This window comes from Pseudomonas sp. c313 (assembly GCF_055407145.1).
In genome coordinates, this window is the sequence record NZ_JBUZRD010000001.1 from 208,517 (window position 1) to 232,933 (window position 24,417).

At 52.8% G+C, this 24,417-nt stretch carries 26 protein-coding genes and 1 tRNA gene; 22 read left to right on the forward strand and 5 right to left on the reverse strand.

The window, feature by feature from the left end; translation table 11 throughout:
- Positions 1–199 precede the first annotated feature (199 nt).
- Positions 200–574, forward strand: coding sequence for a plasmid mobilization relaxosome protein MobC (mobC, locus tag ACZRKZ_RS01055; RefSeq protein ID WP_033050921.1), 375 nt, complete (start codon positions 200–202; stop codon positions 572–574).
- Between the two features lie 11 nt (positions 575–585).
- Positions 586–2,532: a relaxase/mobilization nuclease domain-containing protein gene (locus tag ACZRKZ_RS01060; protein WP_161781308.1), complete on the forward strand. Its 1,947-nt coding sequence runs from the start codon at positions 586–588 to the stop codon at positions 2,530–2,532.
- Between the two features lie 15 nt (positions 2,533–2,547).
- Here the strand turns inward: ACZRKZ_RS01060 and ACZRKZ_RS01065 are convergent, their stop codons facing one another.
- The 4 genes from ACZRKZ_RS01065 to ACZRKZ_RS01080 all read right to left on the reverse strand — a co-directional run bounded on the left by ACZRKZ_RS01065 (position 2,548) and on the right by ACZRKZ_RS01080 (position 6,307).
- Positions 2,548–2,772, reverse strand: a complete 225-nt coding sequence (locus ACZRKZ_RS01065) for a hypothetical protein (protein WP_143129380.1) — start codon at positions 2,770–2,772, stop codon at positions 2,548–2,550.
- 400 nt (positions 2,773–3,172) lie between these two features.
- A complete protein-coding gene (locus ACZRKZ_RS01070; protein ID WP_047296348.1) occupies positions 3,173–4,756 on the reverse strand; it encodes a replication endonuclease in 1,584 nt (527 codons plus the stop codon).
- 685 nt (positions 4,757–5,441) lie between these two features.
- On the reverse strand, positions 5,442–5,798 hold the full coding sequence (locus ACZRKZ_RS01075; protein WP_143129379.1) for a hypothetical protein: 357 nt from the start codon (positions 5,796–5,798) through the stop codon (positions 5,442–5,444).
- Between the two features lie 424 nt (positions 5,799–6,222).
- Positions 6,223–6,307, reverse strand: a tRNA-Leu gene (locus ACZRKZ_RS01080).
- Positions 6,308–6,415: 108 nt separating this feature from the next.
- On the opposite strand from ACZRKZ_RS01080, the gene queA reads away from it, so the two are divergent.
- The 6 genes from queA (at position 6,416) to ACZRKZ_RS01110 (ending at position 12,504) form a co-directional block, all read left to right on the forward strand.
- Positions 6,416–7,480: a tRNA preQ1(34) S-adenosylmethionine ribosyltransferase-isomerase QueA gene (queA, locus tag ACZRKZ_RS01085; RefSeq protein ID WP_463968113.1), complete on the forward strand. Its 1,065-nt coding sequence runs from the start codon at positions 6,416–6,418 to the stop codon at positions 7,478–7,480.
- A gap of 5 nt (positions 7,481–7,485) precedes the next feature.
- On the forward strand, positions 7,486–8,601 hold the full coding sequence (tgt, locus tag ACZRKZ_RS01090; protein ID WP_178114438.1) for a tRNA guanosine(34) transglycosylase Tgt: 1,116 nt from the start codon (positions 7,486–7,488) through the stop codon (positions 8,599–8,601).
- 43 nt (positions 8,602–8,644) lie between these two features.
- Positions 8,645–8,983, forward strand: coding sequence for a preprotein translocase subunit YajC (yajC, locus tag ACZRKZ_RS01095; RefSeq protein ID WP_133102070.1), 339 nt, complete (start codon positions 8,645–8,647; stop codon positions 8,981–8,983).
- Positions 8,984–9,045: 62 nt separating this feature from the next.
- Entirely contained in the window at positions 9,046–10,914 is a 1,869-nt protein-coding gene (secD, locus tag ACZRKZ_RS01100) for a protein translocase subunit SecD (protein ID WP_463980470.1), read from the forward strand.
- Between the two features lie 9 nt (positions 10,915–10,923).
- Positions 10,924–11,838, forward strand: a complete 915-nt coding sequence (gene secF / locus ACZRKZ_RS01105; RefSeq protein WP_133102072.1) for a protein translocase subunit SecF — start codon at positions 10,924–10,926, stop codon at positions 11,836–11,838.
- 123 nt (positions 11,839–11,961) lie between these two features.
- Positions 11,962–12,504, forward strand: coding sequence for a glycine zipper 2TM domain-containing protein (locus ACZRKZ_RS01110; RefSeq protein ID WP_133102073.1), 543 nt, complete (start codon positions 11,962–11,964; stop codon positions 12,502–12,504).
- A 68-nt stretch (positions 12,505–12,572) separates the two neighbouring features.
- Here the strand turns inward: ACZRKZ_RS01110 and suhB are convergent, their stop codons facing one another.
- Positions 12,573–13,388: a type III secretion system regulator SuhB gene (suhB, locus tag ACZRKZ_RS01115; protein ID WP_149411643.1), complete on the reverse strand. Its 816-nt coding sequence runs from the start codon at positions 13,386–13,388 to the stop codon at positions 12,573–12,575.
- A gap of 145 nt (positions 13,389–13,533) precedes the next feature.
- On the opposite strand from suhB, the gene trmJ reads away from it, so the two are divergent.
- The 14 genes from trmJ (at position 13,534) to ACZRKZ_RS01185 (ending at position 24,415) form a co-directional block, all read left to right on the forward strand.
- Positions 13,534–14,304 carry a tRNA (cytosine(32)/uridine(32)-2'-O)-methyltransferase TrmJ gene (gene trmJ / locus ACZRKZ_RS01120; RefSeq protein ID WP_133102075.1) on the forward strand — a complete coding sequence of 257 codons (771 nt, stop codon included), beginning with the start codon at positions 13,534–13,536 and terminating at the stop codon, positions 14,302–14,304.
- 2 nt (positions 14,305–14,306) lie between these two features.
- On the forward strand, positions 14,307–15,089 hold the full coding sequence (gene cysE / locus ACZRKZ_RS01125) for a serine O-acetyltransferase (RefSeq protein WP_463980471.1): 783 nt from the start codon (positions 14,307–14,309) through the stop codon (positions 15,087–15,089).
- Positions 15,090–15,369: 280 nt separating this feature from the next.
- Complete coding sequence (gene iscR / locus ACZRKZ_RS01130; protein WP_133102077.1) at positions 15,370–15,861, forward strand: Fe-S cluster assembly transcriptional regulator IscR; 492 nt, start codon at positions 15,370–15,372, stop codon at positions 15,859–15,861.
- Between the two features lie 50 nt (positions 15,862–15,911).
- Complete coding sequence (locus tag ACZRKZ_RS01135) at positions 15,912–17,126, forward strand: IscS subfamily cysteine desulfurase (protein ID WP_463968117.1); 1,215 nt, start codon at positions 15,912–15,914, stop codon at positions 17,124–17,126.
- A gap of 101 nt (positions 17,127–17,227) precedes the next feature.
- Complete coding sequence (gene iscU, locus ACZRKZ_RS01140) at positions 17,228–17,614, forward strand: Fe-S cluster assembly scaffold IscU (RefSeq protein ID WP_133102079.1); 387 nt, start codon at positions 17,228–17,230, stop codon at positions 17,612–17,614.
- A 27-nt stretch (positions 17,615–17,641) separates the two neighbouring features.
- Positions 17,642–17,965: an iron-sulfur cluster assembly protein IscA gene (iscA, locus tag ACZRKZ_RS01145; RefSeq protein ID WP_133102080.1), complete on the forward strand. Its 324-nt coding sequence runs from the start codon at positions 17,642–17,644 to the stop codon at positions 17,963–17,965.
- An 8-nt stretch (positions 17,966–17,973) separates the two neighbouring features.
- On the forward strand, positions 17,974–18,495 hold the full coding sequence (gene hscB / locus ACZRKZ_RS01150; RefSeq protein WP_463968118.1) for a co-chaperone HscB: 522 nt from the start codon (positions 17,974–17,976) through the stop codon (positions 18,493–18,495).
- A 51-nt stretch (positions 18,496–18,546) separates the two neighbouring features.
- Positions 18,547–20,409 (forward strand): Fe-S protein assembly chaperone HscA, encoded by a 1,863-nt coding sequence (hscA, locus tag ACZRKZ_RS01155; protein WP_463968119.1) that lies wholly within the window; start codon positions 18,547–18,549, stop codon positions 20,407–20,409.
- Positions 20,410–20,412: 3 nt separating this feature from the next.
- Positions 20,413–20,754 carry an ISC system 2Fe-2S type ferredoxin gene (gene fdx / locus ACZRKZ_RS01160; RefSeq protein WP_133102083.1) on the forward strand — a complete coding sequence of 114 codons (342 nt, stop codon included), beginning with the start codon at positions 20,413–20,415 and terminating at the stop codon, positions 20,752–20,754.
- A 17-nt stretch (positions 20,755–20,771) separates the two neighbouring features.
- Complete coding sequence (gene iscX / locus ACZRKZ_RS01165) at positions 20,772–20,972, forward strand: Fe-S cluster assembly protein IscX (RefSeq protein ID WP_133102084.1); 201 nt, start codon at positions 20,772–20,774, stop codon at positions 20,970–20,972.
- A 91-nt stretch (positions 20,973–21,063) separates the two neighbouring features.
- Positions 21,064–21,489, forward strand: a complete 426-nt coding sequence (gene ndk, locus ACZRKZ_RS01170) for a nucleoside-diphosphate kinase (RefSeq protein WP_133102085.1) — start codon at positions 21,064–21,066, stop codon at positions 21,487–21,489.
- 29 nt (positions 21,490–21,518) lie between these two features.
- Positions 21,519–22,655, forward strand: a complete 1,137-nt coding sequence (rlmN, locus tag ACZRKZ_RS01175) for a dual-specificity RNA methyltransferase RlmN (protein WP_149411637.1) — start codon at positions 21,519–21,521, stop codon at positions 22,653–22,655.
- Positions 22,656–22,673: 18 nt separating this feature from the next.
- Positions 22,674–23,432, forward strand: a complete 759-nt coding sequence (gene pilW / locus ACZRKZ_RS01180) for a type IV pilus biogenesis/stability protein PilW (protein ID WP_463980472.1) — start codon at positions 22,674–22,676, stop codon at positions 23,430–23,432.
- On the forward strand, positions 23,432–24,415 hold the full coding sequence (locus ACZRKZ_RS01185) for a RodZ domain-containing protein (RefSeq protein WP_463980473.1): 984 nt from the start codon (positions 23,432–23,434) through the stop codon (positions 24,413–24,415). The genes pilW and ACZRKZ_RS01185 overlap by 1 nt, the downstream gene beginning before the upstream one ends.
- Positions 24,416–24,417: the final 2 nt, after the last annotated feature.

Genomic DNA, 24,417 nt, shown 5'->3' on the forward strand with positions numbered 1-24,417 from the left:
TTCTTTGTTATCTGGCTTATTGAAAGCTATACAACTTGAAAACATTTTAATATATGTTAACTTGATATTAGTAGTTCGAAAACATTACAGGCGAGCAATGTAAATGTATAGCAAGTTCACTTCGTTCACTTACTAACATTTACGCTCGATTTTTCGCACTACGTTTGAAAAATGTATAGCAATCAATATGGAGGATTGTATGAGTGATAAAGAAAGAAAAAGTAATCAGTTAAATTTTAGACTTCCAAAAGATGATATTCAGCTACTCGAAACACAAAGAGCAGCATTAAAGATGACACAGGTAAAATTTATTTCCCATATTATAAATAATGGAATAAATGAAGTCATAGAAGTATGTAGTCCAAAGTTAAGAGAGGATATAGTCACCATTGAAAAAATATTCAGTCAGATTGGCAATAACCTTAATCAAATAGCAGCAGCGTTGAATTCAGGGAAGCAACCAAACCAAGACATTTTAGATGTTCTGAGCAAATTAGATAAGAACATGGGCGTATTGACAAATAGACTTGAAAGTTTGAAAAAGGAGAAAATAACAATCAAAGGCGATATATGATAAGGAAAAGATTGAGCACCCAGAAAAGCAGGTCAGGAGTATATAAGGCTTCTAAATACTTTCACAAAGATGAGGGATGTGTATTGTTCGAAAGCAACATCTACACACCTATGAACTCATCCAAAAGACAAATTGCGAATGCTATTGCAACATCCATCGAAAATGATGTTGCTGTTAGAACAAAGGGCAGAAAGCAATCAGTTAGAAGTCAGCACGATATGGTCAGCTTTCATACCAATGATAACGTTACCCCTGAACAAGCGAAGCAGATAGTAAAAGAACTCTATGAACAAACGCACAACCTTTCAAATAGAAAGTATGCGTTGGGTGTTCACATTGATACAGATGAGGTTCATGTTCATATTGTGTGGGCTTTAAAAGATTTTAATGGCAAGTGTTACAACGTCAGCAATGACTACCGTGTTATTGAAAGAGAATGTGAAAAGCTTGAACAAAAATACAATCTAATAGTTCCCGAAAATCGAATTTCAAGAGACATGGATGAACTCGACAAAATAAAAGAGCTAACACTGCAAGATAAGAAAGACATTATCAACAAGAAATACAAAGACAAGCATCCATCAACAAAAGAAAGAATGCTTGACGTTCGTGGCGTTATTTCTAACAAGAAACAAATGAAAGACGCTTTGAGTGATTTCCTTAACAATGCTTCCAGCCCATCCGACTTCATCAACCAGATAACCGAGAATGGTTTCAATGTCATTCACAATGGCAAATCATCTTTCTCCATTCAACATGAAGACCAGATATTCAAAGCATCCGAGCTTGGCCTATCTTACAAAACACTTAAAGCGAAACTAGGTGATGACACTGGCTTTGAGCAGACTTTAAAAAATAAGCACAACGTAAAGGAATACGAAAATTGTTCAATCGCTTCAACCGAAGCAGAACCCGACTACATGAAAAAGATTAAACCAAACTCAGTGCTTGCTACTAAGTTCAAGTTTATTCAGCATAGTGACAAGGTTGAATATTTCTATAATTCAGCCAGTAGCAAGAAATCATTCGAGTATTACAAAGACCCATCAAAAGTTTCATTCCATGATTTATCAAGACAGTCAGCAAAGGCTGGCATTCAAAGACTTGTTGCCGACGCCAAACCACCACAATCATTTACAGTGAATGGCCCTGATTACTTCAAGAAGAATGTATGGCTCGAATTTCAGCTAATGGGATTGGAAGCCAAAGGCTTCAAGCTTGAAGGCTACAAACCTACCCCAGCAGATTTAGACGAATTGAAGAAAATTCAGGAGCAATATGCTTCGATGAATAAGAAGGCCGATCCTAAACCGCAACCAGCACCAGAAGCCCCTACGGTGGCCGTAGAAGCACCTAAACCAGTTGAGCCTGTCATGCCTATACCTCTTCAAAAAGCTCCTGAGAAGCCACCAGAGCCTACAAAGCAGGTTGAACAAGAACAGGTAGCACCTACCAACGATGACTTGATTGATGACTTGATGAAAGAGTTTGAGCCATCCAACCCTACACCTGTCGCAGAAGCTCCTACAAAGGCCTTAGAGACACCTACACCAGTAGAGCCTGCCGTAGATGACATTTACGCACCGATGACACCGGAGCCGATTCCAGAGCCTGAAAACCATAAGATTGATGGCGACTATTCAACATATTCGAATGATGAAATTGTTGAAGAATTTGAATGGTTGCAACCGAGACTAACGAAAAGTTTATTTCCGGGCAACAGCACACGAGACATCGCGGGGCATAGAGAAATGGACAACATTCCAGACAATCGTAATGGCATAAAAACTGGAGAGGTTAAGCGTCAATATGAATTAAGACAGAAATTATATAATCTATTTGATGAAATTAAAGAAAGAGACCCGTCAGCCGCAAAACAGCTTGAACAAGCTTTTAAAGCACAGATGGCAAACAAAAGAGCGGTTACGTTTGACTTAAAACCACAGTTAACAAAATAGCCCTATCAGGGCTTTTTATTTGTCTTGGATTTGAAAGTTTCTAATTCCAACTTGTAGCGTTACATCTTTGTTGAACCCGTTAACTTTGCTTACATTTAAGTATTCTTTCATACAATCATTTATAAAGCGTGACAACGGAAATTTGTGAGTATTGGCAATTTCTCTAAATTGATTATGTGTTTCAGCGTCGAGTGTGATGGTGCAAACTTTAAGATTTGCTTTTGCTTTTGGTTTTTTCATTAGTGTCCCTTTCTTATTTATATATATTTATTAGAGCACAAATAAAAGCAAAGTCAAATAAATACATATTTTTCTTGACAAAATTCAGGCACAAAAAAACCAGCATTAGCTGGCTTTGTTATAAGTCCCTTATACATTCGTCTTGATATTCGTAAGGAACTCTACTTTGGTCTACCAGCACCTTGAATGTGTAATCTAATGGGTCAAAAATCAAATGACAAACACTTTTGTCATGTGCATTCTTAACATCTTTATATAAACCATAAAGACCTAGTTTTTTTGTATATTTTAAGATTTCTTTTCTTTTGCTAGTTACCCTTATTAGTTGCATGCTCATAATCTCCTGTTCTTGATAACAATATAACATGCGATTATAAATAATCAATAGATAAGTATTTATTTATTGCAACTCGGCAGCATCAAGCAATGCAGTATCAACAATTTTGTAATTTGCTTTTATATCAATCATTTCTTTTGTGCTCAAATCAATTATGTATTTACCTATTAGTCTTTTTCCGAAAACATCACCGAGCAGGTCATTCTTAAATACTTGTATTTTGCTGTATAGCCTCATTATTTTTAGGTTTCCATTTACAAATATAGAGAACCCAATGAAATCGTTCTTGTCCACAAATGCGAACGCCTTATCAATAACGTCATTCTTGCCTTTCAAGAATGATTTTCTTTTCAGCTCTCTCCACAATGAAAGCGTATTCTTAACGCCGAACATTGCATATCTACGCACAGACCACAGTGCTTGAACTGCTCTAACTTTTTTGTGATTTGAGATTTCCAACTTATCTACATTTAGGACGCCGCCTTTTAACTCGAATTCCAAATTGAATGACTTAGTTAGATACTTCATCACGTATGATGTTGCCTTGCTTTTCTTTGCGTCAATTTCTTCAATTCTTACGGCGTTTTCCGAGTGTCTAAAATGCTTGTTAATCAAGATTACTAATTCGTCATAATGTTTCTTATTAACATACATTAAAGCGTGCTTATGAAAGCACTGGTCTTTGTGAGGTTCGACTGCCCAGAAACCATTCATCTCAATCTTATGTCTATGGATGTCTTTTCTAAAAGCATTCCATAAGCCTTTCAAGTAATCATTGCTATCCTTTGGGGTTGAACCGTCCCAAGAACTAACGCCTTTCGACGGCTTTGGATGAAATCTTGCCGGAGCGGTAAAAGTTATGAAAAGAGGCTTATAGTCAAGTTGTTTGGCATAGGCGTCCAACGATGAGACTTGGATAAATATCTCAGCAAATCTTTGCTTTTCAGTGCTTGCTACTTTCCATAGTGGGATTTTCTTGTTGTTTTCATTAACAAGAGATTTCTTCATTATGTAATCAAGCTGGCTGGCTTCGTCAGCTTCTCTATTGCGAACAACTTCATCACTACAAATCTCAAATGCTCGACCGGAACCAATCAAACCTGAGTGCAGCTTTAAAAGTTCGCTTCTTTGTTTTTGTATTCTTTTTATTTGTGATTTAAGTCTTTTCTCATCAGCAATGTTGATGAGCTTGTCTTTTATAGTTGACCCTTTAATGTCCTTTATTTTGATACCATAACCGATATCCCAATCATTCTTTATGCGTGAAAAAATACTCTCGCCGGATTCATCGTTTTTAAGATTTCTTTGCTTTATTATTAGTTGTTCTTGAATTCTCCCGAAAACAAACTCGATATTTTTGACAATATCGTTCAAGTCGCCAGCAAGAGCATATTTATGCTGTATCTTCCAGCATCTATATTCACTGCAAGTGGTAACCCAATTGAAGTTATCCTTAATATTCATTATTTCTTTGGCCAAGCTTGCACGCTTTCTTTTTGATGAGTTATTTAACTTATTTTCAAGATATTCCTTTGCAGCCATCTTTTTTTCGATAGCTTGCTCAAAAACATACTGTCTTTCACATTCTGCAAAGAAAAATTCGGGAGTAAGATTTTTAAGGATTATGCGTTGTGGAATAAATATCATGCAAATTATTATTGTTTGTTACTAATACAAATACCATGCCGTGCATGATTGTCAAATAAATAAATATTTTTACTTTCTACCCTGAAAAAACTGAATTTTTTAAAAATCAAAAGCGTCCAAAAAAACCTATAAAATCAACTTGCGACACTTATTTAAGAGTTATCCAAGAAGAGCAAAAGCAAAAGCCCGCCCTAACAGGCGAAAAGCATCTGGGTATTGCGAACAAAGTTCGCATATCAAAATCAAAAGCGTAGAACTCAAATTTTTATATTCAATAAATTTTGAGTAGCAAAACTTTCAAAAATCAAAACCTTTGAAATTGCCGTTTTTAGACGATTTACCATCTTGTGCGTATGGTAATACCGGGAATTAAAACACGCCGTTTTTAGCTTGTTTCTGTTGACGCACTAGAAAAGTGCATTGAGTTTTTTCTACGTTTTTTGTCGGTTTTTTGAGTTTCAATTTTCTTGGATAGTCGTTTTTTGGCTTAAAATCAATGAAAAACGTTGTCAATAGAAAACCGAAAATATATTTAAGGTGGGACCTTAATTATCAAATAGAGGTCAACCATATTCTTTAAATTTCACAGAATATGAAATGACCATCCACCGCGTTCATCTGGTAATTTTTCAAGCTTGAACAACTTCAACCGCTAAAAACGACCTAGCAGGCCAATATGTTGTATTCAGTCTTTGGTAGGCAGAACATAACTTGATAGCCCTGTATTCACGTAATTCCAGATTTTTTTTGATATTAAGCCGCGATCTAAAAAATACTCAGCAGCAAATAGAACTCTTGGAGCTAATTGTTTTGCATCTTGTATATGGCCATTGGCTGCCAAGTTAACACAATATCTGGTCACAACTTTTAATGCGACCTCTTCATCATTTATCTCATCACGAACAGCTTCATCAACTATGCTTTTATAATCGGATAGCGAAATAAAATTTGGATTCAACTCGTTATCAACTTTATAGTCTTGCCATAATATCTGTTTGACTATTTCGTAATGCTTCTGTCTATTTTTATAGTGCCCAAACATATTAGTTACCTACACCGATGAACCCAGCGAAATAACACAAACACTAACCCATGGCGTGTCATTTTGCCATCATGCTTTTTGTCGCTTTTTATGTAGAGGTTTTTGCAGAGCTTAGTGGCAATCTAAATAGTAAATGGTCTGATAATCATTCTTAGGCTAATCCTCACCTGAGTATGAGACACATTCGATCCATGGTTGACCCTTTCCCGCACTGCTGCAGAGCCGCAGCACGTCAAACGGTCTGGATAAGAAGGATAGCTTCAATACACCGTTTCAGGTGTGCAGAGCGAAGCCGAAGCGGACGCCACCGGGAGGCGGTTTTTCCCAAGAAAAGGGTATGAGAAGGGTAGATTTTTTGGATAGAAAAAGGGGTAGAAATTTCTTTCTACCCCTTTTCTAAGTCCTTGATTTACAAGGAAAATTATGGTGCCCCGAGGGAGACTCGAACTCCCACTTCTTGCGAAAACGGATTTTGAATCCGCCGCGTCTACCAATTCCGCCATCAGGGCTCAATGGCGGCGAAGTATAGAGATGAGATTACCGTTGGTCAATCACGTTTCATGGTCTATTTTCACTATTTCCGCTAGACTTCCCGGCCCTGCTAGACGAACCCCATCATGCGCGTTGCTGACTTTACTTTTGAGCTCCCTGATTCGCTGATCGCTCGCCACCCTTTGGCCGAGCGTCGCGCCAGTCGACTGTTGACCCTGGACGGGGTCAGCGGTGCCCTTGCACACCGTCAATTCACTGATTTGCTTGAGCATTTGCGCCCGGGCGATTTGATGGTGTTTAACAATACCCGGGTGATTCCGGCGCGGCTGTTTGGCCAGAAGGCGTCCGGCGGCAAGCTGGAGATTCTGGTGGAGCGGGTGCTGGACAGTCATCGCGTTCTGGCCCATGTGCGCTCCAGCAAGTCGCCGAAACCGGGGTCGAAGATTCTCATCGACGGCGGTGGCGAAGCTGAAATGCTGGCCCGTCATGATGCATTGTTCGAGCTGAGGTTTGCCGAGGAAGTGCTGCCGCTGCTGGAGCGGGTCGGGCATATGCCGTTGCCTCCTTATATAGATCGCCCGGACGAAGAGTCGGACCGTGAGCGTTATCAGACGGTGTATTCCGAGCGCCTGGGCGCGGTGGCGGCGCCGACGGCGGGGCTGCATTTTGATCAGCCGTTGTTGGACTCGATTGCCGCCAAGGGCATCGAGTCTGCATTTGTGACCCTGCACGTGGGGGCCGGGACGTTTCAGCCGGTGCGTGTGGATAACATCGAAGACCACCATATGCACAGCGAATGGCTGGAAGTCAGCCAGGACGTCGTGGATGCAGTCAATGCGTGCAAGGCTCGCGGTGGTCGTGTGGTGGCGGTCGGCACCACCAGTGTGCGTTCCCTGGAAAGTGCCGCCCGTGATGGCGTGCTTAAGCCCTTCAGTGGCGACACCGATATCTTTATCTTCCCAGGCCGGCCGTTTCATGTGGTCGATGCCCTGGTGACCAATTTTCATTTGCCGGAATCCACGCTGTTGATGCTGGTGTCGGCGTTCGCTGGTTATCCCGAAGCCATGGCCGCCTATAAAGCGGCCATCGAGCATGGATACCGTTTTTTCAGCTACGGTGATGCGATGTTTATCACCCGCAATCCGGCGCCGACTGCCCCTAAAGAATCGGGCCCAGAGGAACAAGCATGAGTCGTATGTCGTTTGAATTGTTGGCCACTGACGGCAAGGCCCGTCGCGGTCGCCTGACTTTCCCGCGTGGCACCGTCGAGACCCCAGCATTTATGCCGGTCGGCACCTACGGCACCGTAAAAGGCATGTTGCCGCGGGATATCGTCGCCACCGGCGCCGAGATGATCCTCGGCAACACCTTCCACCTGTGGCTGCGCCCGGGCACGGAAGTGATCAAGAAGCACGGCGACCTGCATGACTTCATGCAGTGGAAAGGCCCGATTCTTACCGACTCCGGCGGTTTCCAGGTGTTCAGCCTGGGCGCCATGCGCAAGATCAAGGAGGAGGGCGTGACCTTCGCCTCGCCGGTGGACGGCGCCAAGGTGTTCATGGGGCCGGAAGAGTCGATGCAGGTCCAGCGCGACCTGGGTTCCGACGTTGTGATGATTTTCGACGAATGCACGCCGTACCCGGCCGATGAAGAAGTGGCACGGGTGTCGATGGAGCTGTCGTTGCGCTGGGCCCAGCGTTCGAAGAATGCCCATGGCGATAACACCGCCGCGCTGTTCGGTATCGTCCAGGGCGGCATGCACCAGGGTTTGCGCGAGCGCTCCCTGGAAGGCCTCGACAAGATCGGCTTTGACGGCCTGGCTATCGGCGGTCTGTCGGTGGGCGAGCCCAAGCACGAGATGATCAAGGTGTTGGATTACCTGCCGGGTCTGATGCCAGCTGACAAACCTCGTTACCTTATGGGCGTTGGCAAACCGGAAGATCTCGTAGAGGGTGTGCGCCGCGGTGTGGACATGTTCGATTGCGTGATGCCAACCCGTAATGCCCGCAATGGGCATCTGTTCATTGATACAGGCGTGCTGAAGATCCGTAACGCGTTCCATCGCCATGATGATTCGCCGCTGGATCCCACCTGTGATTGCTACACCTGCCAGAACTTCTCCCGTGCTTATCTGCACCATCTGGACAAATGCGGGGAAATGCTGGGTAGCATGTTGAATACCATCCACAATTTGCGTCACTACCAAGTCCTGATGGCTGGTTTGCGCGAGGCTATTCAACAGGGTACATTGGCCGCCTTTGTCGATGCCTTCTATGCCAAGCGCGGGCTGCCTGTGCCGCCCTTGGACTGATTTTCCCGACCCTAAGATTCACTATTTGCAACTGGAGTGCTAAATGAGCTTTTTTATCTCTAATGCCATGGCTGATGCCGCTGCACCGGCCGCTGCCGGCCCTTTGGGTGGTGGTTTTGAGTGGATTTTCCTGGTCGGCTTCCTGGTCATCTTCTACCTGATGATCTGGCGTCCACAGGCCAAGCGCGCCAAAGAGCAGAAGAACCTGCTGGGCAGCTTGCAGAAAGGTGACGAAGTTGTGACCACTGGCGGCATCGCTGGCAAGATCATCAAGGTCTCCGACGCTTTTGTGGTCCTGGAAGTCTCCGACACCGTTGAAATGAAGTTCCAGAAAGGCGCCATCGCCGCCACGCTGCCAAAAGGCACGCTCAAAGCGATCTAAGTTCCTACCTTTACCAATCGACGGGGCGCGCAAGGCGCCCCGCGTTATAAGCGGGCGGCGTGATGCTGAACAAATACCCTCTGTGGAAATACGTACTGATCCTGGCGGTGCTGGCGATCGGTTTTATTTATTCCGCTCCCAATCTTTATCCTGATGATCCGGCGATCCAGATTACTGGCGCCAGCACTGCGTTGCAGGTCACTCAGGCTGATCTGGACCGCACGAGCAAAGCGCTCACTGCTGCGGGTATCCAGGTTAAAGCAGCCACTTTGGCGGCTGACGCGAAGGGCGGCTTGTTGCGCCTGACCAAGCAAGAAGACCAATTGCCGGCTAAAGACGTTGTGCGCAAGGTCATGGGTGATGACTACGTTGTCGCGCTGAACCTGGCACAGACCACACCAGCCTGGTTGCGCAGCATTGGCGCGCACCCGATGAAGCTGGGTCTGGACTTGTCCGGTGGTGTGCACTTCCTGCTGGAAGTGGACATGGACAAAGCTCTCGATGCTCGCCTGAAAGTCTACGAGGGCGACGTGAAGAGCCTGCTGCGCAAAGAGCGCCTGCGTTATCGCAGCCTGCCGCAGCTCAACGGTGCTATCCAGCTGGGTTTTGCTGACGAAGCTGCCCGCGAACAGGCCCGTGCCCTGATCCGCAAGAGCTTTACCGATTTCGATATCGTACCTGCCGACCTCAATGGTCAAGCGGTGCTGCGTCTGGCGATGACCCCGGCCAAGCTGGCGGAAATCCGCGAATACTCCATCAAGCAGAACTTGACCACGGTACGTAACCGCGTCAACGAACTGGGTGTGGCCGAGCCACTGGTTCAGCGCCAGGGTGCCAACCGCATCGTGGTTGAGCTGCCAGGTGTGCAGGACACCGCTGAAGCCAAGCGGATCCTCGGCAAGACAGCCAACCTTGAGTTCCGCCTGGCCGCCGAGCCGGGTGCTTCCAAAGCCACTTCCGAAACCTTCGAGTTTCGTGAAGGTAACCGCCCACCGGCGCAGATCGAGCGTAGCCTGATCATCACCGGTGACCAGGTTACCGACGCCAAGGCTGGTTTCGGTGAGCAAGGCACGCCTGAAGTGAACATCCGTCTGGATGGTCACGGTGGCGAACTGATGAGCCGCGCAACCCGCAGCAACGTCGGGCGCAGCATGGCGGTTATCTTCATCGAACAGCGTCCAGTCACCACCTACACCAAGCAAATGGTCAACGGTGTCGAGAAAGACGTGGCGGTGCAGACCTTCAAGGAAGAGAAGAAGATCATCAGCCTGGCGACCATTCAGTCGCCGCTGGGTGCTCAATTTCGTATCACCGGCCTGAACGGCCAGGGTGAATCGTCCGAGCTGGCGCTGCTGCTGCGTGCCGGTGGCCTGGCGGCGCCGATGTACTTTGTTGAAGAGCGCACCATTGGCCCGAGCCTGGGTGCCGACAACATCATTAAAGGTATCGACGCTTCCTTGTGGGGCATGCTGTTCGTGTCGCTGTTCATCATTGCTATCTACCGCTTCTTCGGCGTAATCGCCACGGTCGCGCTGAGTGTGAACATGGTGCTGCTGCTGGCCCTGATGTCGCTGCTGGGGGCTACGCTGACCCTGCCAGGCATCGCCGGTATCGTATTGACCATGGGTATGGCGGTGGATGCCAACGTGCTGATCTTCTCGCGGATTCGTGAAGAGATCGCCGCTGGCATGACGGTGCAAAGGGCAATCAACGAAGGCTTCGGCCGGGCATTTACCGCGATTCTCGACGCCAACCTGACAACATTGTTGGTCGGCGGGATTCTCTTTGCCATGGGCACAGGCCCGGTCAAAGGCTTTGCGGTGACCATGTCCCTCGGGATCTTTACCTCGATGTTCACGGCCATCATGGTGACCCGCGCAATGGTCAACCTGATCTTTGGCGGGCGTGACTTCAAGAAGTTGTGGATTTAAGGGGCTGCCATGTTACGTACAATCAACTTCATGGGCGTTCGCAATATTGCGTTCGGCGTCACTGTGCTCCTTACCGTTCTGGCGTTGTTCAGCTGGTTCCATAAGGGCCTGAACTACGGTCTGGACTTCACTGGCGGTACGCTCATCGAGCTGACCTACGAGAAGCCGGCCGATGTCGCCAAGGTGCGGACTCAGTTGGTCGAGTCTGGCTATCACGACGCCATCGTGCAGAGTTTTGGTGCAACTACCGACCTGCTGGTGCGGATGCCGGGCGAAGATCCACAATTGGGTCACCAGGTAGCTGAAGCCTTGCTCAAGGTGGGCGGCGACAACCCGGCCACGGTCAAGCGCGTCGAGTTTGTAGGTCCGCAAGTGGGTGAAGAGCTGCGCGACCAGGGCGGCCTCGGCATGCTGATGGCGCTGGGCGGCATCCTCATCTACCTGGCCTTCCGCTTTCAGTGGAAGTTCGCGGTCGGTGCCATCGTCTCGCTGATCCACGACGTAGTCGTGACCGTGGGCATTCTGGCGTACTTCCAGATCACCTTCGACCTGACGGTATTGGCGGCGGTGCTGGCGATTATTGGTTACTCCCTCAACGATACCATCGTGGTGTTCGACCGGGTTCGCGAGAACTTCCGGGTGCTGCGCAGGGCGACGTTGATCGACAATATCAATATCTCCACCACCCAGACCCTGTTGCGCACGATGGCGACTTCGATCTCCACCTTGCTGGCAATTACCGCGTTGATGGTGTTTGGTGGCGACAACCTGTGGGGCTTCTCTCTGGCGCTGTTTATCGGCGTTCTGGCGGGTACCTACTCGTCGATCTACATCGCTAACGTGGTGCTGATCTGGCTGAACCTCAGCAGCGAAGACTTGATCCCTCCCGTTAGCACTGACAAGGAGGTCGACGACCGTCCTTGATGGGCGATTGTTGATCCGCTGTTACAAAGAAGGCGCGAGTATTGAACTCGTGCCTTTTTTTTTGCTCCAAGGCTGGGTATAGCGCGGACGTTTCAGTCCGTTTGTGATGGTCAGGAGGTTCAAGTGAACAAGTCGTTACTGGTTGGTGCGGTATTGGGTGCTGTCGGTGTGACTGCCGGGGGTGCTGTTGCCACCTACAGCCTGGTAAAAAGCGGCCCTGAGTATGCGCAAGTGCTGGCAGTGCAGCCGGTGAAAACCCAGATCAAAACCCCTCGTGAGGTCTGCAAGGATGTCGCTGTGACCCGGCAGAAGCCGGTGCAGGATCAGCATCAGATCATCGGCAGTGTCGTAGGTGCCGTGGCCGGTGGCTTGCTGGGTAACCAGATCGGTGGCGGCAATGGCAAGAAGATCGCTACTGTAGCTGGTGCGGTCGGTGGCGGTTATGCCGGTAACAAGGTTCAGGAAGGCATGCAGAACCGCGATACCTACACAACCACCCAGACCCGTTGCAACACTGTGAATGACATCAGTGACAAGGTCGTGGGTTATGACGTGCGGTATCTGCTGGATGGCAAGGAAGGCTCCGTGCGCATGGAGCGTGATCCAGGCGGCCAGATCCCGGTCGACAAGGAAGGGCATCTGGTTATCGGCCAGAACCAGCAGTAAACCTTATTCAGGGCGGGACACAGGTATAAAAAAAGCACCCCTAGGGGTGCTTTTTTGTGCTTGCTCGCTTAACGCTTTAGCGAAGCCGGCAGGTGCGGCTGGATCGCCGTCAGTACTGCCTTGAAGCATTTGGTGTTGCCAGCTACCACGTGACCCTTCTCCAGGAAGTCGTGACCGCCGGTGAAGTCGCTCACCAGGCCGCCTGCTTCTTGAATCAGCAGCGCGCCTGCAGCCATGTCCCACTCGGACAGGCCCGACTCCCAGAACGCATCAAAGCGACCAGCGGCCACATAAGCCAGGTCCAGGCTCGCCGAGCCAGCGCGACGGATGCCAGCGGTCTGGCCCACCAGGGCGCGGAACATGCCCAGGTAGTTTTCCAGGTTGTCCATCTGGTCATCACGGAACGGGAAGCCGGTACCCAGCAGGGCGCCGTCCAGGCTGGTACGACCGCTGACGCGCAGGCGACGACCGTTCAGTTGGGCGCCACGGCCACGGCTGGCGGTGAATTCTTCCTGGCGAACCGGGTCCAGAACAACGGCGTGTTCCAGGCGGCCACGGTATTTGCAGGCAATGCTCACGGCAAAGTGCGGGATACCGCGCAGGAAGTTGGTGGTGCCGTCCAGTGGGTCGATGATCCACAGGTACTCTTCGCCTTCGCCGCTACCTTTGTGCAGGCCGGTTTCTTCACCGAGGATGCCGTGGGTAGGGTAGGCCTTGCGCAGAGCGTCGATGATTTTCTGCTCGGCGGCGCGATCGATCTCGGATACGTAATCCTTGGCGTCTTTTTCGTCGACCTTGATGGTATCCAGGCGCTCGATGGAGCGGAAAATCAATTCACTGGCGCTGCGGGCGGCGCGCAGCGCGATATTCAGCATGGGCTGCATGGATGTGTCACCTAAGGTTGTTAAAGAAAGCCGGGCATTCTAGCAGAAACTTTCTTCAGGTGGACGACGACGTTAGCTTTCATGGCATAACCTTAGGCTGTTCTGTAAGATTTGCCCCCCTTTCCCGTGTCCGAGAGCGCCTCCCTTGCTGCAAAACATTCGTGTCGTCCTCGTCAATACCAGTCATCCCGGCAATATCGGCGGGGTGGCGCGAGCCATGAAGAACATGGGGCTAACGCGCCTGGTGCTGGTCGAACCGCGCCTGTTTCCGCACCACGAGGCCGATGCCCGTGCCTCCGGCGCCAATGATATCCTCGCAAGTGCCCAAGTGGTCGCCACGCTGGAAGACGCCCTGGTGGGCTGTAATCTGGTGCTCGGCACCAGTGCTCGCGACCGCCGCATCCCTTGGCCACTGCTCGATCCTCGCGAATGCGGCACAAAAGTCGTCGAGGAAGCCGCTGGCGGCGCCGAAATCGCCTTGGTATTCGGTCGTGAAGATTCCGGCCTGACCAATGACGAGCTGCAGCGATGTCATTATCACGTGCATATCCCATCAGACCCCGAATTCAGCTCGCTGAATCTTGGGGCAGCGGTGCAGGTGTTGAGTTATGAAGTGCGCATGTCATGGCTGGCGGTTCAAGGTCAGCCGAGTAAAGTGGAGAAGGACGAGGTAGCGTCGACCAAAAGTGGCGAGTTGGCCACCATGGACGAGCTGGAGCGATTCTATGAGCACCTGGAGCAAACCCTGGTAGCCATCGAATTCCTCGATCCGGAAAAACCACGGCACTTGATGGCTCGTCTGCGCCGGTTGTACGGACGCAGCTCGGTCAGCCGGGCAGAAATGAATATATTGCGTGGCATCCTCACGGAAACCCAGAAAGCGGCCCGTGGCGAGCTTCTTAAGCGGAAGGATTAAAAATGTTCGAGCGTTTGCGAGAAGATATCCAGAGTGTTTTTCATCGTGATCCGGCGGCGCGCAACGCCTTTGAAGTGCTGACCTGCTATCCGGGCATGCACGCGATCTGGATTCACCGATTGTCCGGTGCCCTGTGGAATATGGGTTGGAAGTGGCTGGCGCGGGTGGTCTCCAACTTTGGCCGCTGGTTGACCGGCATCGAGATTCACCCAGGCGCGAAGGTCGGTCGTCGGTTCTTTATCGATCACGGCATGGGTATTGTGATTGGCGAGACCGCCGAGATTGGTGATGACGTGACGCTGTACCAGGGTGTGACCCTCGGCGGTACCACCTGGAACAAGGGTAAGCGCCACCCGACGCTGGAAGATGGTGTTGTAGTAGGGGCGGGCGCCAAGGTGCTCGGGCCGTTTACTGTCGGCGCCGGCGCCAAGATTGGCTCCAATGCCGTGGTCACCAAGGCTGTGCCGCCTGGTGCAACTGTCGTCGGTATTCCGGGCCGGATCATCGTCAAGGCTGAGGCGAGTGGCGAGCAGGAAGCCAAGCGCAAGGCTATGGCGCAAAAGATTGGTTTCGATGCCTATGGCGTTAGCGAAGACATGCCCGACCCAGTGGCCCGAGCCATCGGCCAATTGCTTGATCACCTGCAAGCGGTGGACGGCAAGCTGGACGGCATGTGTGGCGCGTTGAAGGAGCTGGGCAGCAGCTACTGCGCCAAGGACCTGCCGGAACTGCGCGAAGAAGACTTCGCCGAGATCAAGGACGAAGGCGCCAGCAAGGCGGGCTAGTCCCCCCCCCATCTGTAGGAGCGAGCTTGCTCGCGAAAAGCCTGGGAGCGGCGCGGGCATCCAGACACCCCGCGTAATCGCTCGTGTCCATCGCGAGCAAGCTCGCTCCTACATTTGATCGGCGTGGCTTCAGCTCCGCTGTTCGATGCCATCGCGCCCTGATATTATTCGCGCGCCCGTTTTGCGGGTATTCCCGACTAAGGTACTAGGTCTTATAGTTGACTTAAATACTCGGGAATTGCATACTTGCTCCCATTCTGAAGCACCTTGGTACTTGTCCATGAGACTGACTACAAAAGGCCGATACGCAGTGACCGCCATGCTTGACTTGGCCTTGCACGCGCAAAATGGGCCGGTGTCCCTGGCCGATATCTCTGAGCGCCAAGGCATTTCCCTGTCCTATCTCGAACAGTTGTTCGCCAAATTGCGCCGCAGCAATCTGGTTTCCAGTGTTCGTGGGCCAGGTGGTGGTTATCAGTTGTCCCGTGACATGCAGGGCATCCAGGTGGCCCAGGTGATCGATGCGGTCAACGAGTCCGTTGATGCTACCAAATGCCAGGGGCTGGGTGATTGCCATGCCGGCGACACCTGCCTGACGCACCACTTGTGGTGCGATCTGAGCCTGCAGATCCATGAATTTTTGAGTGGTATCAGCTTGGCTGATCTTGTGACTCGCCGTGAGGTGCAAGAAGTAGCCCAGCGTCAGGACCAGCGCCGCTGTAACACCAGGGCGCCGCGTCTGGACAAGATTGAAGCGTCCGCCGTCGAGTGACAGCCGAAGAGCTAACGGCACGCCAGCCAGCCTGATTTAGGAGAAAGTCCATGAAATTGCCGATTTACCTTGATTACTCAGCGACCACCCCGGTTGATCCGCGTGTCGCGCAAAAGATGAGTGAGTGCCTGCTGGTTGACGGAAACTTCGGCAACCCGGCGTCCCGTTCCCACGTTTTCGGCTGGAAAGCCGAAGAATCAGTGGAAAACGCTCGTCGCCAGGTCGCTGACTTGGTCAATGCCGACCCGCGTGAAATCGTCTGGACCTCCGGTGCCACCGAGTCCGACAACCTGGCGATCAAGGGTGCGGCGCATTTCTACGCCACCAAGGGCAAGCACCTGATCACCACCAAGATTGAGCACAAGGCTGTCCTCGACACCATGCGCCAACTGGAGCGTGAAGGTTTTGAAGTTACCTACATCGAGCCTACTACTGAAGGCCTGGTGACTCCTGCGATGATCGAAGCTGCGATGCGTGAAGACACCATCCTGGTTTCCATCATCCACGTGAACAACGAAATCGGCACCATCAACGACATCGCCGCCATCGGTGAGCTGACCCGCTCCAAGGGCGTGTTGCTGCACGTCGACGCCGCTCAGTCCACCGGCAAGGTCGATATCGACCTGTCGAAGCTGAAAGTCGACCTGATGTCGTTCTCTGCCCACAAGACTTATGGCCCTAAAGGCATCGGCGCCCTCTACGTGAGTCGCAAGCCTCGCGTGCGCATTGAAGCGACCATGCATGGCGGCGGTCACGAGCGTGGCATGCGTTCCGGCACCCTGGCGACCCACCAGATCGTCGGCATGGGCGAAGCTTTCCGTGTGGCCAAGGAAGACATGGCTGCCGAAAATGTGCGTATCAAGGCGTTGAGCGACCGCTTCTACAAGCAGGTCGAAAACCTTGAAGAGCTGTACATCAACGGCAGCATGACTGCCCGCGTACCGCACAATCTGAATTTGAGCTTCAACTACGTCGAAGGCGAGTCGCTGATCATGGCGCTCAAGGACCTGGCGGTTTCGTCCGGTTCGGCCTGTACCTCGGCTTCCCTTGAGCCGTCCTACGTCTTGCGAGCCCTGGGCCGCAACGACGAATTGGCGCATAGCTCGATCCGTTTCACGTTCGGCCGTTTCACCACCGAAGAAGAAATCGATTACGCCGCGCAGAAAGTCTGCGAGGCCGTCACCAAGCTGCGCACCTTGTCGCCGCTGTGGGACATGTACAAAGACGGTATCGATATTTCCAAGATCGAGTGGGCGGCACACTAACTATAGAAGCCGCCACCCAAGGGCTCTGTAAGTACGTGGCGGAAAACGCAGGCGTGTTTACAGGGTTTCAGAGCGGCCCTGATGAGTGAGGATTCAGTACCATGGCTTACAGCGAAAAGGTCATCGACCACTACGAAAACCCGCGCAACGTCGGCAAGATGAACGCGGAAGACCCTGATGTTGGCACTGGCATGGTCGGCGCCCCGGCGTGCGGCGACGTCATGCGTCTGCAGATCAAGGTCAACGACCAGGGCGTCATCGAAGATGCCAAGTTCAAGACCTATGGTTGCGGTTCGGCCATCGCCTCCAGCTCCCTGGCGACCGAGTGGATGAAAGGCAAAACCCTGGATGAGGCTGTCACCATCAGCAATACCCAGCTGGCTGAAGAACTGGCCTTGCCGCCAGTGAAAATTCACTGCTCGGTACTCGCAGAAGACGCCATCAAGGCGGCTGTTCGCGACTACAAGCAGAAGAAAGGCTTGATCTAAGCATTTGGCGACGAGTAAGGAGTCACGATGGCTATCAGCATGACAGAAGCGGCGGCTAAACACGTGCGACGCTCCCTTGATGGGCGCGGCAAAGGTGAGGGGATTCGTCTGGGTGTTCGCACCACGGGCTGTTCCGGTCTTGCCTATGTGCTGGAGTTTGTCGACGAGGTGGTTGCGGAAGATCAGGTGTTCGAAAGTCACGGCGAGAAAGTGATTATCGACCCGAAAAGCCTGACTTACCTGGACGGCACCGAACTCGATTTCGTCAAGGAAGGGTTGAACGAAGGCTTCAAGTTCAACAACCCCAACGTACGCGGTGAATGTGGCTGCGGCGAAAGCTTCAACATCTGAGGCTGATTGTGGGTACTCCTTGTCATTTCGCTTTATTCGAGCTGCAGCCGAGTTTTCGGTTGGACCTCGATCAGCTTGCCACGCGCTACCGTGAGTTGGCGCGCGGGGTGCATCCGGATCGCTTCGCTGATGCTTCCGAGCGTGAGCAACGCCTGGCGCTGGAGCAATCAGCCAGCCTCAACGAAGCCTATCAGACGCTTAAAACCCCTCCCAAACGCGCGCGCTACCTGCTCGCGATGGGTGGTCGCGAGTTGCCACTTGAAGTCACGGTCCAGGACCCTGATTTCCTGATGCAGCAGATGCAATGGCGCGAAGAGCTCGAAGACCTGCAGGACGAGGCCGATCTGGCTGGAATCGCAGTCTTCAAGCGCCGTCTGAAAGTGGCCCAGGATGAGCTCAACGAAAGCTTCGCAGCCTGTTGGGATGATGCGGCGCAACGCGAACAGGCCGAACGCCTGATGCGACGCATGCAGTTCCTCGACAAGCTCACCTACGAAGTGCGCCAGTTAGAAGAGCGCCTCGACGATTAACCCAGTGCTGCCCCGGTTGCACGCCTGATATACAGATAAGTCCTGATTACCATGGCCCTACTGCAGATCGCCGAACCCGGCCAAAGTCCTCAACCGCACCAGCGTCGTCTGGCGGTCGGGATCGACTTGGGCACTACCAATTCGCTGGTCGCTGCGTTGCGCAGCGGTCTTAGCGAGCCGCTGCCCGACGCCGATGGTCAGGTCATCCTGCCGTCCGCCGTGCGTTACCACGCCGATCGCACCGAAGTGGGCGAGTCGGCAAAGCTGGCCGCATCCACCGATCCCCTGAATACCGTGCTGTCGGTCAAGCGCTTGATGGGTCGTGGTCTGTCCGACGTCAAGCAATTGGGCGATCAGTTGCCGTACCGCTTTGTCGGCGGTGAATCCCATATGCCGTTCATCGACACGGTTCAGGGTCCGAAAAGCCCGGTGGAAGTGTCGGCCGATATCCTCAAGGTCCTGCGCCAGCGCGCGGAAACTACCTTGGGCGGCGAATTGGTCGGCGCGGTGATTACCGTTCCTGCGTATTTCGATGACGCTCAGCGCCAGGCCACTAAGGACGCGGCAAAACTCGCCGGCCTGAACGTGCTGCGCCTGCTCAACGAACCTACTGCTGCGGCAGTGGCTTACGGTCTGGATCAGCACGCAGAAGGCCTGGTCGCCATTTATGACTTGGGTGGCGGTACTTTTGATATTTCGATTCTGCGCCTGACCGGCGGTGTCTTTGAGGTCCTGGCAACCGGTGGCGACACTGCCCTGGGCGGCGATGACTTCGATCACGCCATTGCCGGCTGGATCATCGAGAGCGCCGGTTTGTCGGCTGACCTTGATCCGGGTGCGCAACGTAGCTTGCTGCAAACCGCCTGTGCCGCTAAAGAAGCGCTGACTGATACTGGATCCGTTGAGGTTGCTTACGGCAACTGGTCGGCCCAACTGACCCGTGACGCCTTTGATGCGCTGATCGAGCCCATGGTCGCCCGCAGCTTGAAAGCCTGCCGTCGCGCCGTGCGTGATTCCGGTATCGAACTGGAAGACGTGGCTGCCGTGGTCATGGTCGGTGGTTCTACTCGTGTGCCGCGCGTTCGCGACGCCGTTGCCGAGGCTTTTGGTCGTCAGCCGCTGACCGAAATCGATCCGGATCAAGTGGTAGCCATCGGGGCCGCGATCCAGGCCGACACGCTCGCGGGTAACAAGCGCGATGGTGGCGAACTGCTTTTGCTCGACGTGATTCCGTTGTCCCTGGGGCTGGAAACCATGGGCGGCCTGATGGAGAAGGTGATTCCACGCAATACCACCATCCCCGTCGCTCGCGCCCAGGACTTCACCACATATAAAGATGGTCAGTCGGCCATGATGATTCATGTGCTGCAGGGCGAGCGTGAGCTGATCAGCGATTGCCGCTCCCTGGCGCGCTTCGAATTGCGCGGCATTCCGGCCATGGTTGCTGGCGCTGCAAAGATTCGTGTGACCTTCCAGGTCGACGCCGATGGCCTGCTCAGCGTTGCCGCTCGTGAGCTCGGTTCGGGCGTTGAAGCCAGTATCCAGGTCAAACCGTCCTACGGCCTGACCGACGGCGAAATCGCCAAGATGCTCAAGGACTCGTTCCAGCATGCCAGTGACGACAAGGTCGCCCGTGTATTGCGTGAGCAGCAAGTTGACGCCCAGCGCCTGCTCGAGGCGGTGCAGGGAGCCCTTGATACCGACGGCGAGCGTTTGCTGGATGCTGAAGAGCGCATGGTGATCGATCTGCAAATGCAGGAGCTGTCCGAATTGATGAAAGGCGCCGATGGTTACGCCATCGAGCAACAGACCAAGCGTCTGTCGCAAGTGACCGATGCCTTTGCTGCCCGCCGCATGGACTTGACGGTGAAAACCGCCCTGGCGGGTCGCAACTTGAATGAACTTGAGGAATAACTGATGCCGCAGATCATTTTTCTGCCACACGCCGAGCATTGCCCGGACGGTATGGTCGTGGAGGCTGAGACCGGCAAGTCCCTTCTCGAAGTCGCTCATGACAACCACATTGAGATCGAAAGTGCCTGCGGCGGCGTCAACGCCTGTACCACCTGTCATTGTGTTATTCGCGAGGGTTTCGATTCGCTGAATGAAGCCGATGAGCTGGAAGAAGACTATCTTGATAGGGCCTGGGGTCTGGAACCGACTTCGCGCTTGACCTGCCAGGCGATCGTCGGCACGGAAGATATCACCGTCGAAATACCGAAATATTCGCTCAACCATGCGGCTGAAGCGCCGCACTGATTCAAGGAGTTGTTGTCATGAGTCTGAAATGGGTTGATGTGCTGGAAATCTCGATTCAACTGGCTGAAACCAAGCCGGATGTGGATCCGCGTTACGTGCGCTTCGTCGATCTTCACAACTGGGTTGTGGCGTTGCCGGAGTTTGATGACGATCATAGTCGTGGTGGCGAGAAGGTGCTTGAAGCCATTCAGGCCGCCTGGATCGAAGAAGCAGACTGAGCCTCCCTTACGCAGGTTAGGCAATACCCAAGAACCCGCGTATAATTCGCGGGTTTAATTTTTCGCAAATTACCGTTTCTGGAGTTACACCATGGCTGTTCAACGTACTTTCTCCATCATCAAGCCTGACGCTGTTGCAAAAAACGTTATTGGCGAGATCGTCACCCGTTTCGAAAAAGCCGGCCTGAAGGTTGTAGCTTCGAAACTGAAGCAACTGTCCAAAGCCGAAGCTGAAGGCTTCTACGCTGAGCACAGCGCCCGTGGTTTCTTCGGCGAGCTGGTTGCTTTCATGATCTCCGGTCCTGTTGTTGTTCAGGTTCTGGAAGGCGAAAACGCCATCGCTCTGAACCGCGAACTGATGGGTGCTACCAACCCTAAAGAAGCGGCTGCTGGCACCATTCGCGCTGACTTCGCTGAATCCATCGACGCCAACGCTGTTCACGGTTCGGACTCCGAAGCCGCCGCTGCCCGCGAAATCGCTTACTTTTTCGCTGCTACTGAAGTAACCACTCGCTAAGCATTGGCTTAAAGAGTGAAGGTGAATCCATGACTACATCGACTGCAAAAACCAACCTGCTGGGTCTGACTCAGCCGGAAATGGAAAAATTCTTCGACTCAATCGGGGAGAAGCGTTTCCGTGCCAGTCAGGTAATGAAATGGATTCACCATCTTGGCGTCGATGATTTCGACGTCATGACGAACGTCAGCAAGGCCCTGCGCGACAAGCTCAAGGTCATTGCCGAAGTTCGTGGTCCCGAAGTTGTCAGCGAGGACATCTCCACCGACGGCACCCGTAAGTGGGTGGTGCGCGTGGAGTCCGGCAGCTGCGTCGAGACCGTCTACATTCCCCAGGGCAAGCGCGGCACCTTGTGCGTTTCGTCCCAGGCAGGCTGTGCCCTGGATTGCAGTTTCTGCTCCACCGGCAAGCAAGGCTTCAATAGCAACCTCACCGCCGCCGAAGTCATCGGCCAGGTGTGGATTGCCAATAAATCGTTTGGCAGCATTCCGGCGACCGCCGACCGTGCCATCACCAACGTGGTGATGATGGGCATGGGCGAGCCGCTGCTGAACTTCGACAACGTCGTCGCGGCTATGCACTTGATGATGGACGACCTGGGTTACGGCATCTCCAAGCGCCGTGTGACCCTGTCGACCTCCGGCGTGGTACCGATGATCGATGAGCTGGCCAAGCACATCGACGTCTCTCTGGCGTTGTCCCTGCACGCACCCAATGACGCATTGCGTAACCAATTGGTGCCGATCAACAAGAAGTATCCGCTTAAGATGCTGCTCGAATCTTGCCAGCGTTACATGGCGACCTTGGGTGAGAAGCGTGTGTTGACCATTGAGTACACCATGCTCAAGGACATCAACGACAAGGTCGAACATGCCGTCGAGATGATTGAGTTGCTCAAGAACGTCCCGTGCAAGATCAACCTGATTCCGTTCAACCCGTTTCCCCATTCTGGCTACGAGCGGCCGAGCAACAACGCCATCCGCCGTTTCCAGGATCAACTGCACCATGCAGGCTTCAATGTCACCGTACGCACCACTCGCGGTGAAGACATCGATGCGGCATGTGGCCAATTGGTAGGGCAGGTGCTGGATCGCACCCGTCGCAGCGAACGTTATATCGCCGTGCGCGAATTGAGCGCCGACAACGATATGCCAACCGCGACCTGAACCTGAGAGAGGACCTCTATGCCCTTGCGCCTTGCGCTGCTTTTGCTTGTTGCCAGCCTCACGGTTGGCTGTGTTTCATCGGGCCATGACAGCCCTTTGCAAACCAGCAAGGGCCGCGACGAGGCGCGTGCTGCCTATGTGCAGTTGGGGTTGGGTTACCTGCGCCAGGGGTTGAGCGAACAGGCCAAGGTGCCGTTGCAAAAGGCCCTGGTCCTCGACAGTCGCGATGCCGACGCCAATGCTGCGCTGGCCCTGGTGTTCCAGGCTCAGGACGAACCAGAATTGGCCGACCAGTATTTCCACAAGGCACTGGCGGCGCGCTCCAATGATCCACGTCTGCTCAATAACTACGGCAGCTTCCTGTTTCAGCAAAAGCGTTATGCCGAAGCGTCCGGTTATTTCCAGCAAGCGGCGGCCGATACCCTCTATCCTGGGCGTTCGCGGGCTTTTGAGAACCTGGGGGTGACCTCAATGCTTCTCGGGCAGCGCGATACCGCTCGCCAGCAACTGGAAAAAGCCCTACACCTGAACCGCCACCAGCCACGGGCATTGCTGGAAATGGCTGAGTTGTCCTTCGAAGACAGGCATTATGTGCCGGCACGTGACTATTACGAACGGTTTAGCCTGCTCAGCGGGCAAAATGCACGTAGTCTATTGCTTGGCGTGCGTCTGGCGACGGTTCATGAAGAACGCGACAAGGCCGCACGTTTTGGCCAGCAATTAGAACGACTCTATCCCGGCTCGCCGGAATATCAGCAATACCTGTCGGAGCAATGATGAAAGCGGCGCACCCGGAAGTTGTAGCAGCTAATCGCGTAAACCCAGGCGAGACCTTGCGACAGGCCCGCGAAAGCAATGGTTGGTCGCTGGCAGACGTGGCCCTAAAACTCAACTTGACCGTCACGTCACTGGGCAACCTGGAAACCGGTGCGTTCGACAAGCTGCCAGGGCATACCTTTGCCCGCGGCTATATTCGCGCCTACGCCAAGTTGCTGGGCATTGACCAGACCGTGTTGGTCCAGGAATTCGACCAGTTCACCGGCACCGACTCCCAGGGCAGCAATGTCCACGGCCTGGGTCGCATCGAGGAGCCGGTGCGGGTTTCCCACACTATTTTGCGAATTGTCAGCTTATTGCTGTTGATCGCCGTGATCGGCGGTGGCTTCGTCTGGTGGCAGGATCAGACCTCCCTGCGCAGCAAGGACGTAGCCAGCACCGCCATGGAGCACGTCGAAGTTGAAAGCGCCGACGGCACCACTCAGATTCACCCGTTGGACGAGCCTGAAGACCAGGCCGTAGTCCAGGGCCAGACAGCTCCTGAAGGCCAGGCCAACCTGGATCTGCAGGCTGGCCAGCCGGCTGCCGAAGCCGGCGTTGACCCAGCCGCTACCGCCGCTGTGCCTGCCCCGGCTGTGCCTGCTACTCCACCGGCCCCGGTCCAGGCCCCAGCCACAACGGCTCCGGTTGCACCGGTAACACCGACGGTTGCAGCGCCAACAGCGCCTGCTCTTGTGGCGGGTGATGGACGTGTACAGATTACCTACCTCTCTGACTGCTGGACGCAAGTCACCGATGGCAATGGCAAAGTGCTGTTTAGCGGTCTCAAGCGTAAGGGAGATACTTTTGACCAGGGCGGCAAGCCTCCCTTGACGCTGCGTCTGGGCTTTGCCCGTGGCGCGCAAGTGGCCTACAACGGCCAACCTGTGGACCTGGCGCCGTTCACCAGTGGCGAGACTGCTCGCCTGAAGTTGGGACAATAAAG

Coding starts and splice junctions, on each gene's coding strand:
- tgt (WP_178114438.1), top strand. CDS start 7,486: ATGTCGTTTGAATTGTTGGCCACTGACGGCAAGGCCCGTCGCGGTCGC.
- ACZRKZ_RS01135 (WP_463968117.1), top strand. CDS start 15,912: ATGAAATTGCCGATTTACCTTGATTACTCAGCGACCACCCCGGTTGAT.
- ACZRKZ_RS01075 (WP_143129379.1), bottom strand. CDS start 5,798: ATGTTTGGGCACTATAAAAATAGACAGAAGCATTACGAAATAGTCAAA.
- iscU (WP_133102079.1), top strand. CDS start 17,228: ATGGCTTACAGCGAAAAGGTCATCGACCACTACGAAAACCCGCGCAAC.
- iscR (WP_133102077.1), top strand. CDS start 15,370: ATGAGACTGACTACAAAAGGCCGATACGCAGTGACCGCCATGCTTGAC.
- iscA (WP_133102080.1), top strand. CDS start 17,642: ATGGCTATCAGCATGACAGAAGCGGCGGCTAAACACGTGCGACGCTCC.
- cysE (WP_463980471.1), top strand. CDS start 14,307: ATGTTCGAGCGTTTGCGAGAAGATATCCAGAGTGTTTTTCATCGTGAT.
- iscX (WP_133102084.1), top strand. CDS start 20,772: ATGAGTCTGAAATGGGTTGATGTGCTGGAAATCTCGATTCAACTGGCT.
- mobC (WP_033050921.1), top strand. CDS start 200: ATGAGTGATAAAGAAAGAAAAAGTAATCAGTTAAATTTTAGACTTCCA.
- fdx (WP_133102083.1), top strand. CDS start 20,413: ATGCCGCAGATCATTTTTCTGCCACACGCCGAGCATTGCCCGGACGGT.
- hscA (WP_463968119.1), top strand. CDS start 18,547: ATGGCCCTACTGCAGATCGCCGAACCCGGCCAAAGTCCTCAACCGCAC.
- yajC (WP_133102070.1), top strand. CDS start 8,645: ATGAGCTTTTTTATCTCTAATGCCATGGCTGATGCCGCTGCACCGGCC.
- queA (WP_463968113.1), top strand. CDS start 6,416: ATGCGCGTTGCTGACTTTACTTTTGAGCTCCCTGATTCGCTGATCGCT.
- secF (WP_133102072.1), top strand. CDS start 10,924: ATGTTACGTACAATCAACTTCATGGGCGTTCGCAATATTGCGTTCGGC.
- suhB (WP_149411643.1), bottom strand. CDS start 13,388: ATGCAGCCCATGCTGAATATCGCGCTGCGCGCCGCCCGCAGCGCCAGT.
- rlmN (WP_149411637.1), top strand. CDS start 21,519: ATGACTACATCGACTGCAAAAACCAACCTGCTGGGTCTGACTCAGCCG.
- ACZRKZ_RS01070 (WP_047296348.1), bottom strand. CDS start 4,756: ATGATATTTATTCCACAACGCATAATCCTTAAAAATCTTACTCCCGAA.
- secD (WP_463980470.1), top strand. CDS start 9,046: ATGCTGAACAAATACCCTCTGTGGAAATACGTACTGATCCTGGCGGTG.
- ACZRKZ_RS01185 (WP_463980473.1), top strand. CDS start 23,432: ATGAAAGCGGCGCACCCGGAAGTTGTAGCAGCTAATCGCGTAAACCCA.
- ndk (WP_133102085.1), top strand. CDS start 21,064: ATGGCTGTTCAACGTACTTTCTCCATCATCAAGCCTGACGCTGTTGCA.
- ACZRKZ_RS01065 (WP_143129380.1), bottom strand. CDS start 2,772: ATGAAAAAACCAAAAGCAAAAGCAAATCTTAAAGTTTGCACCATCACA.
- pilW (WP_463980472.1), top strand. CDS start 22,674: ATGCCCTTGCGCCTTGCGCTGCTTTTGCTTGTTGCCAGCCTCACGGTT.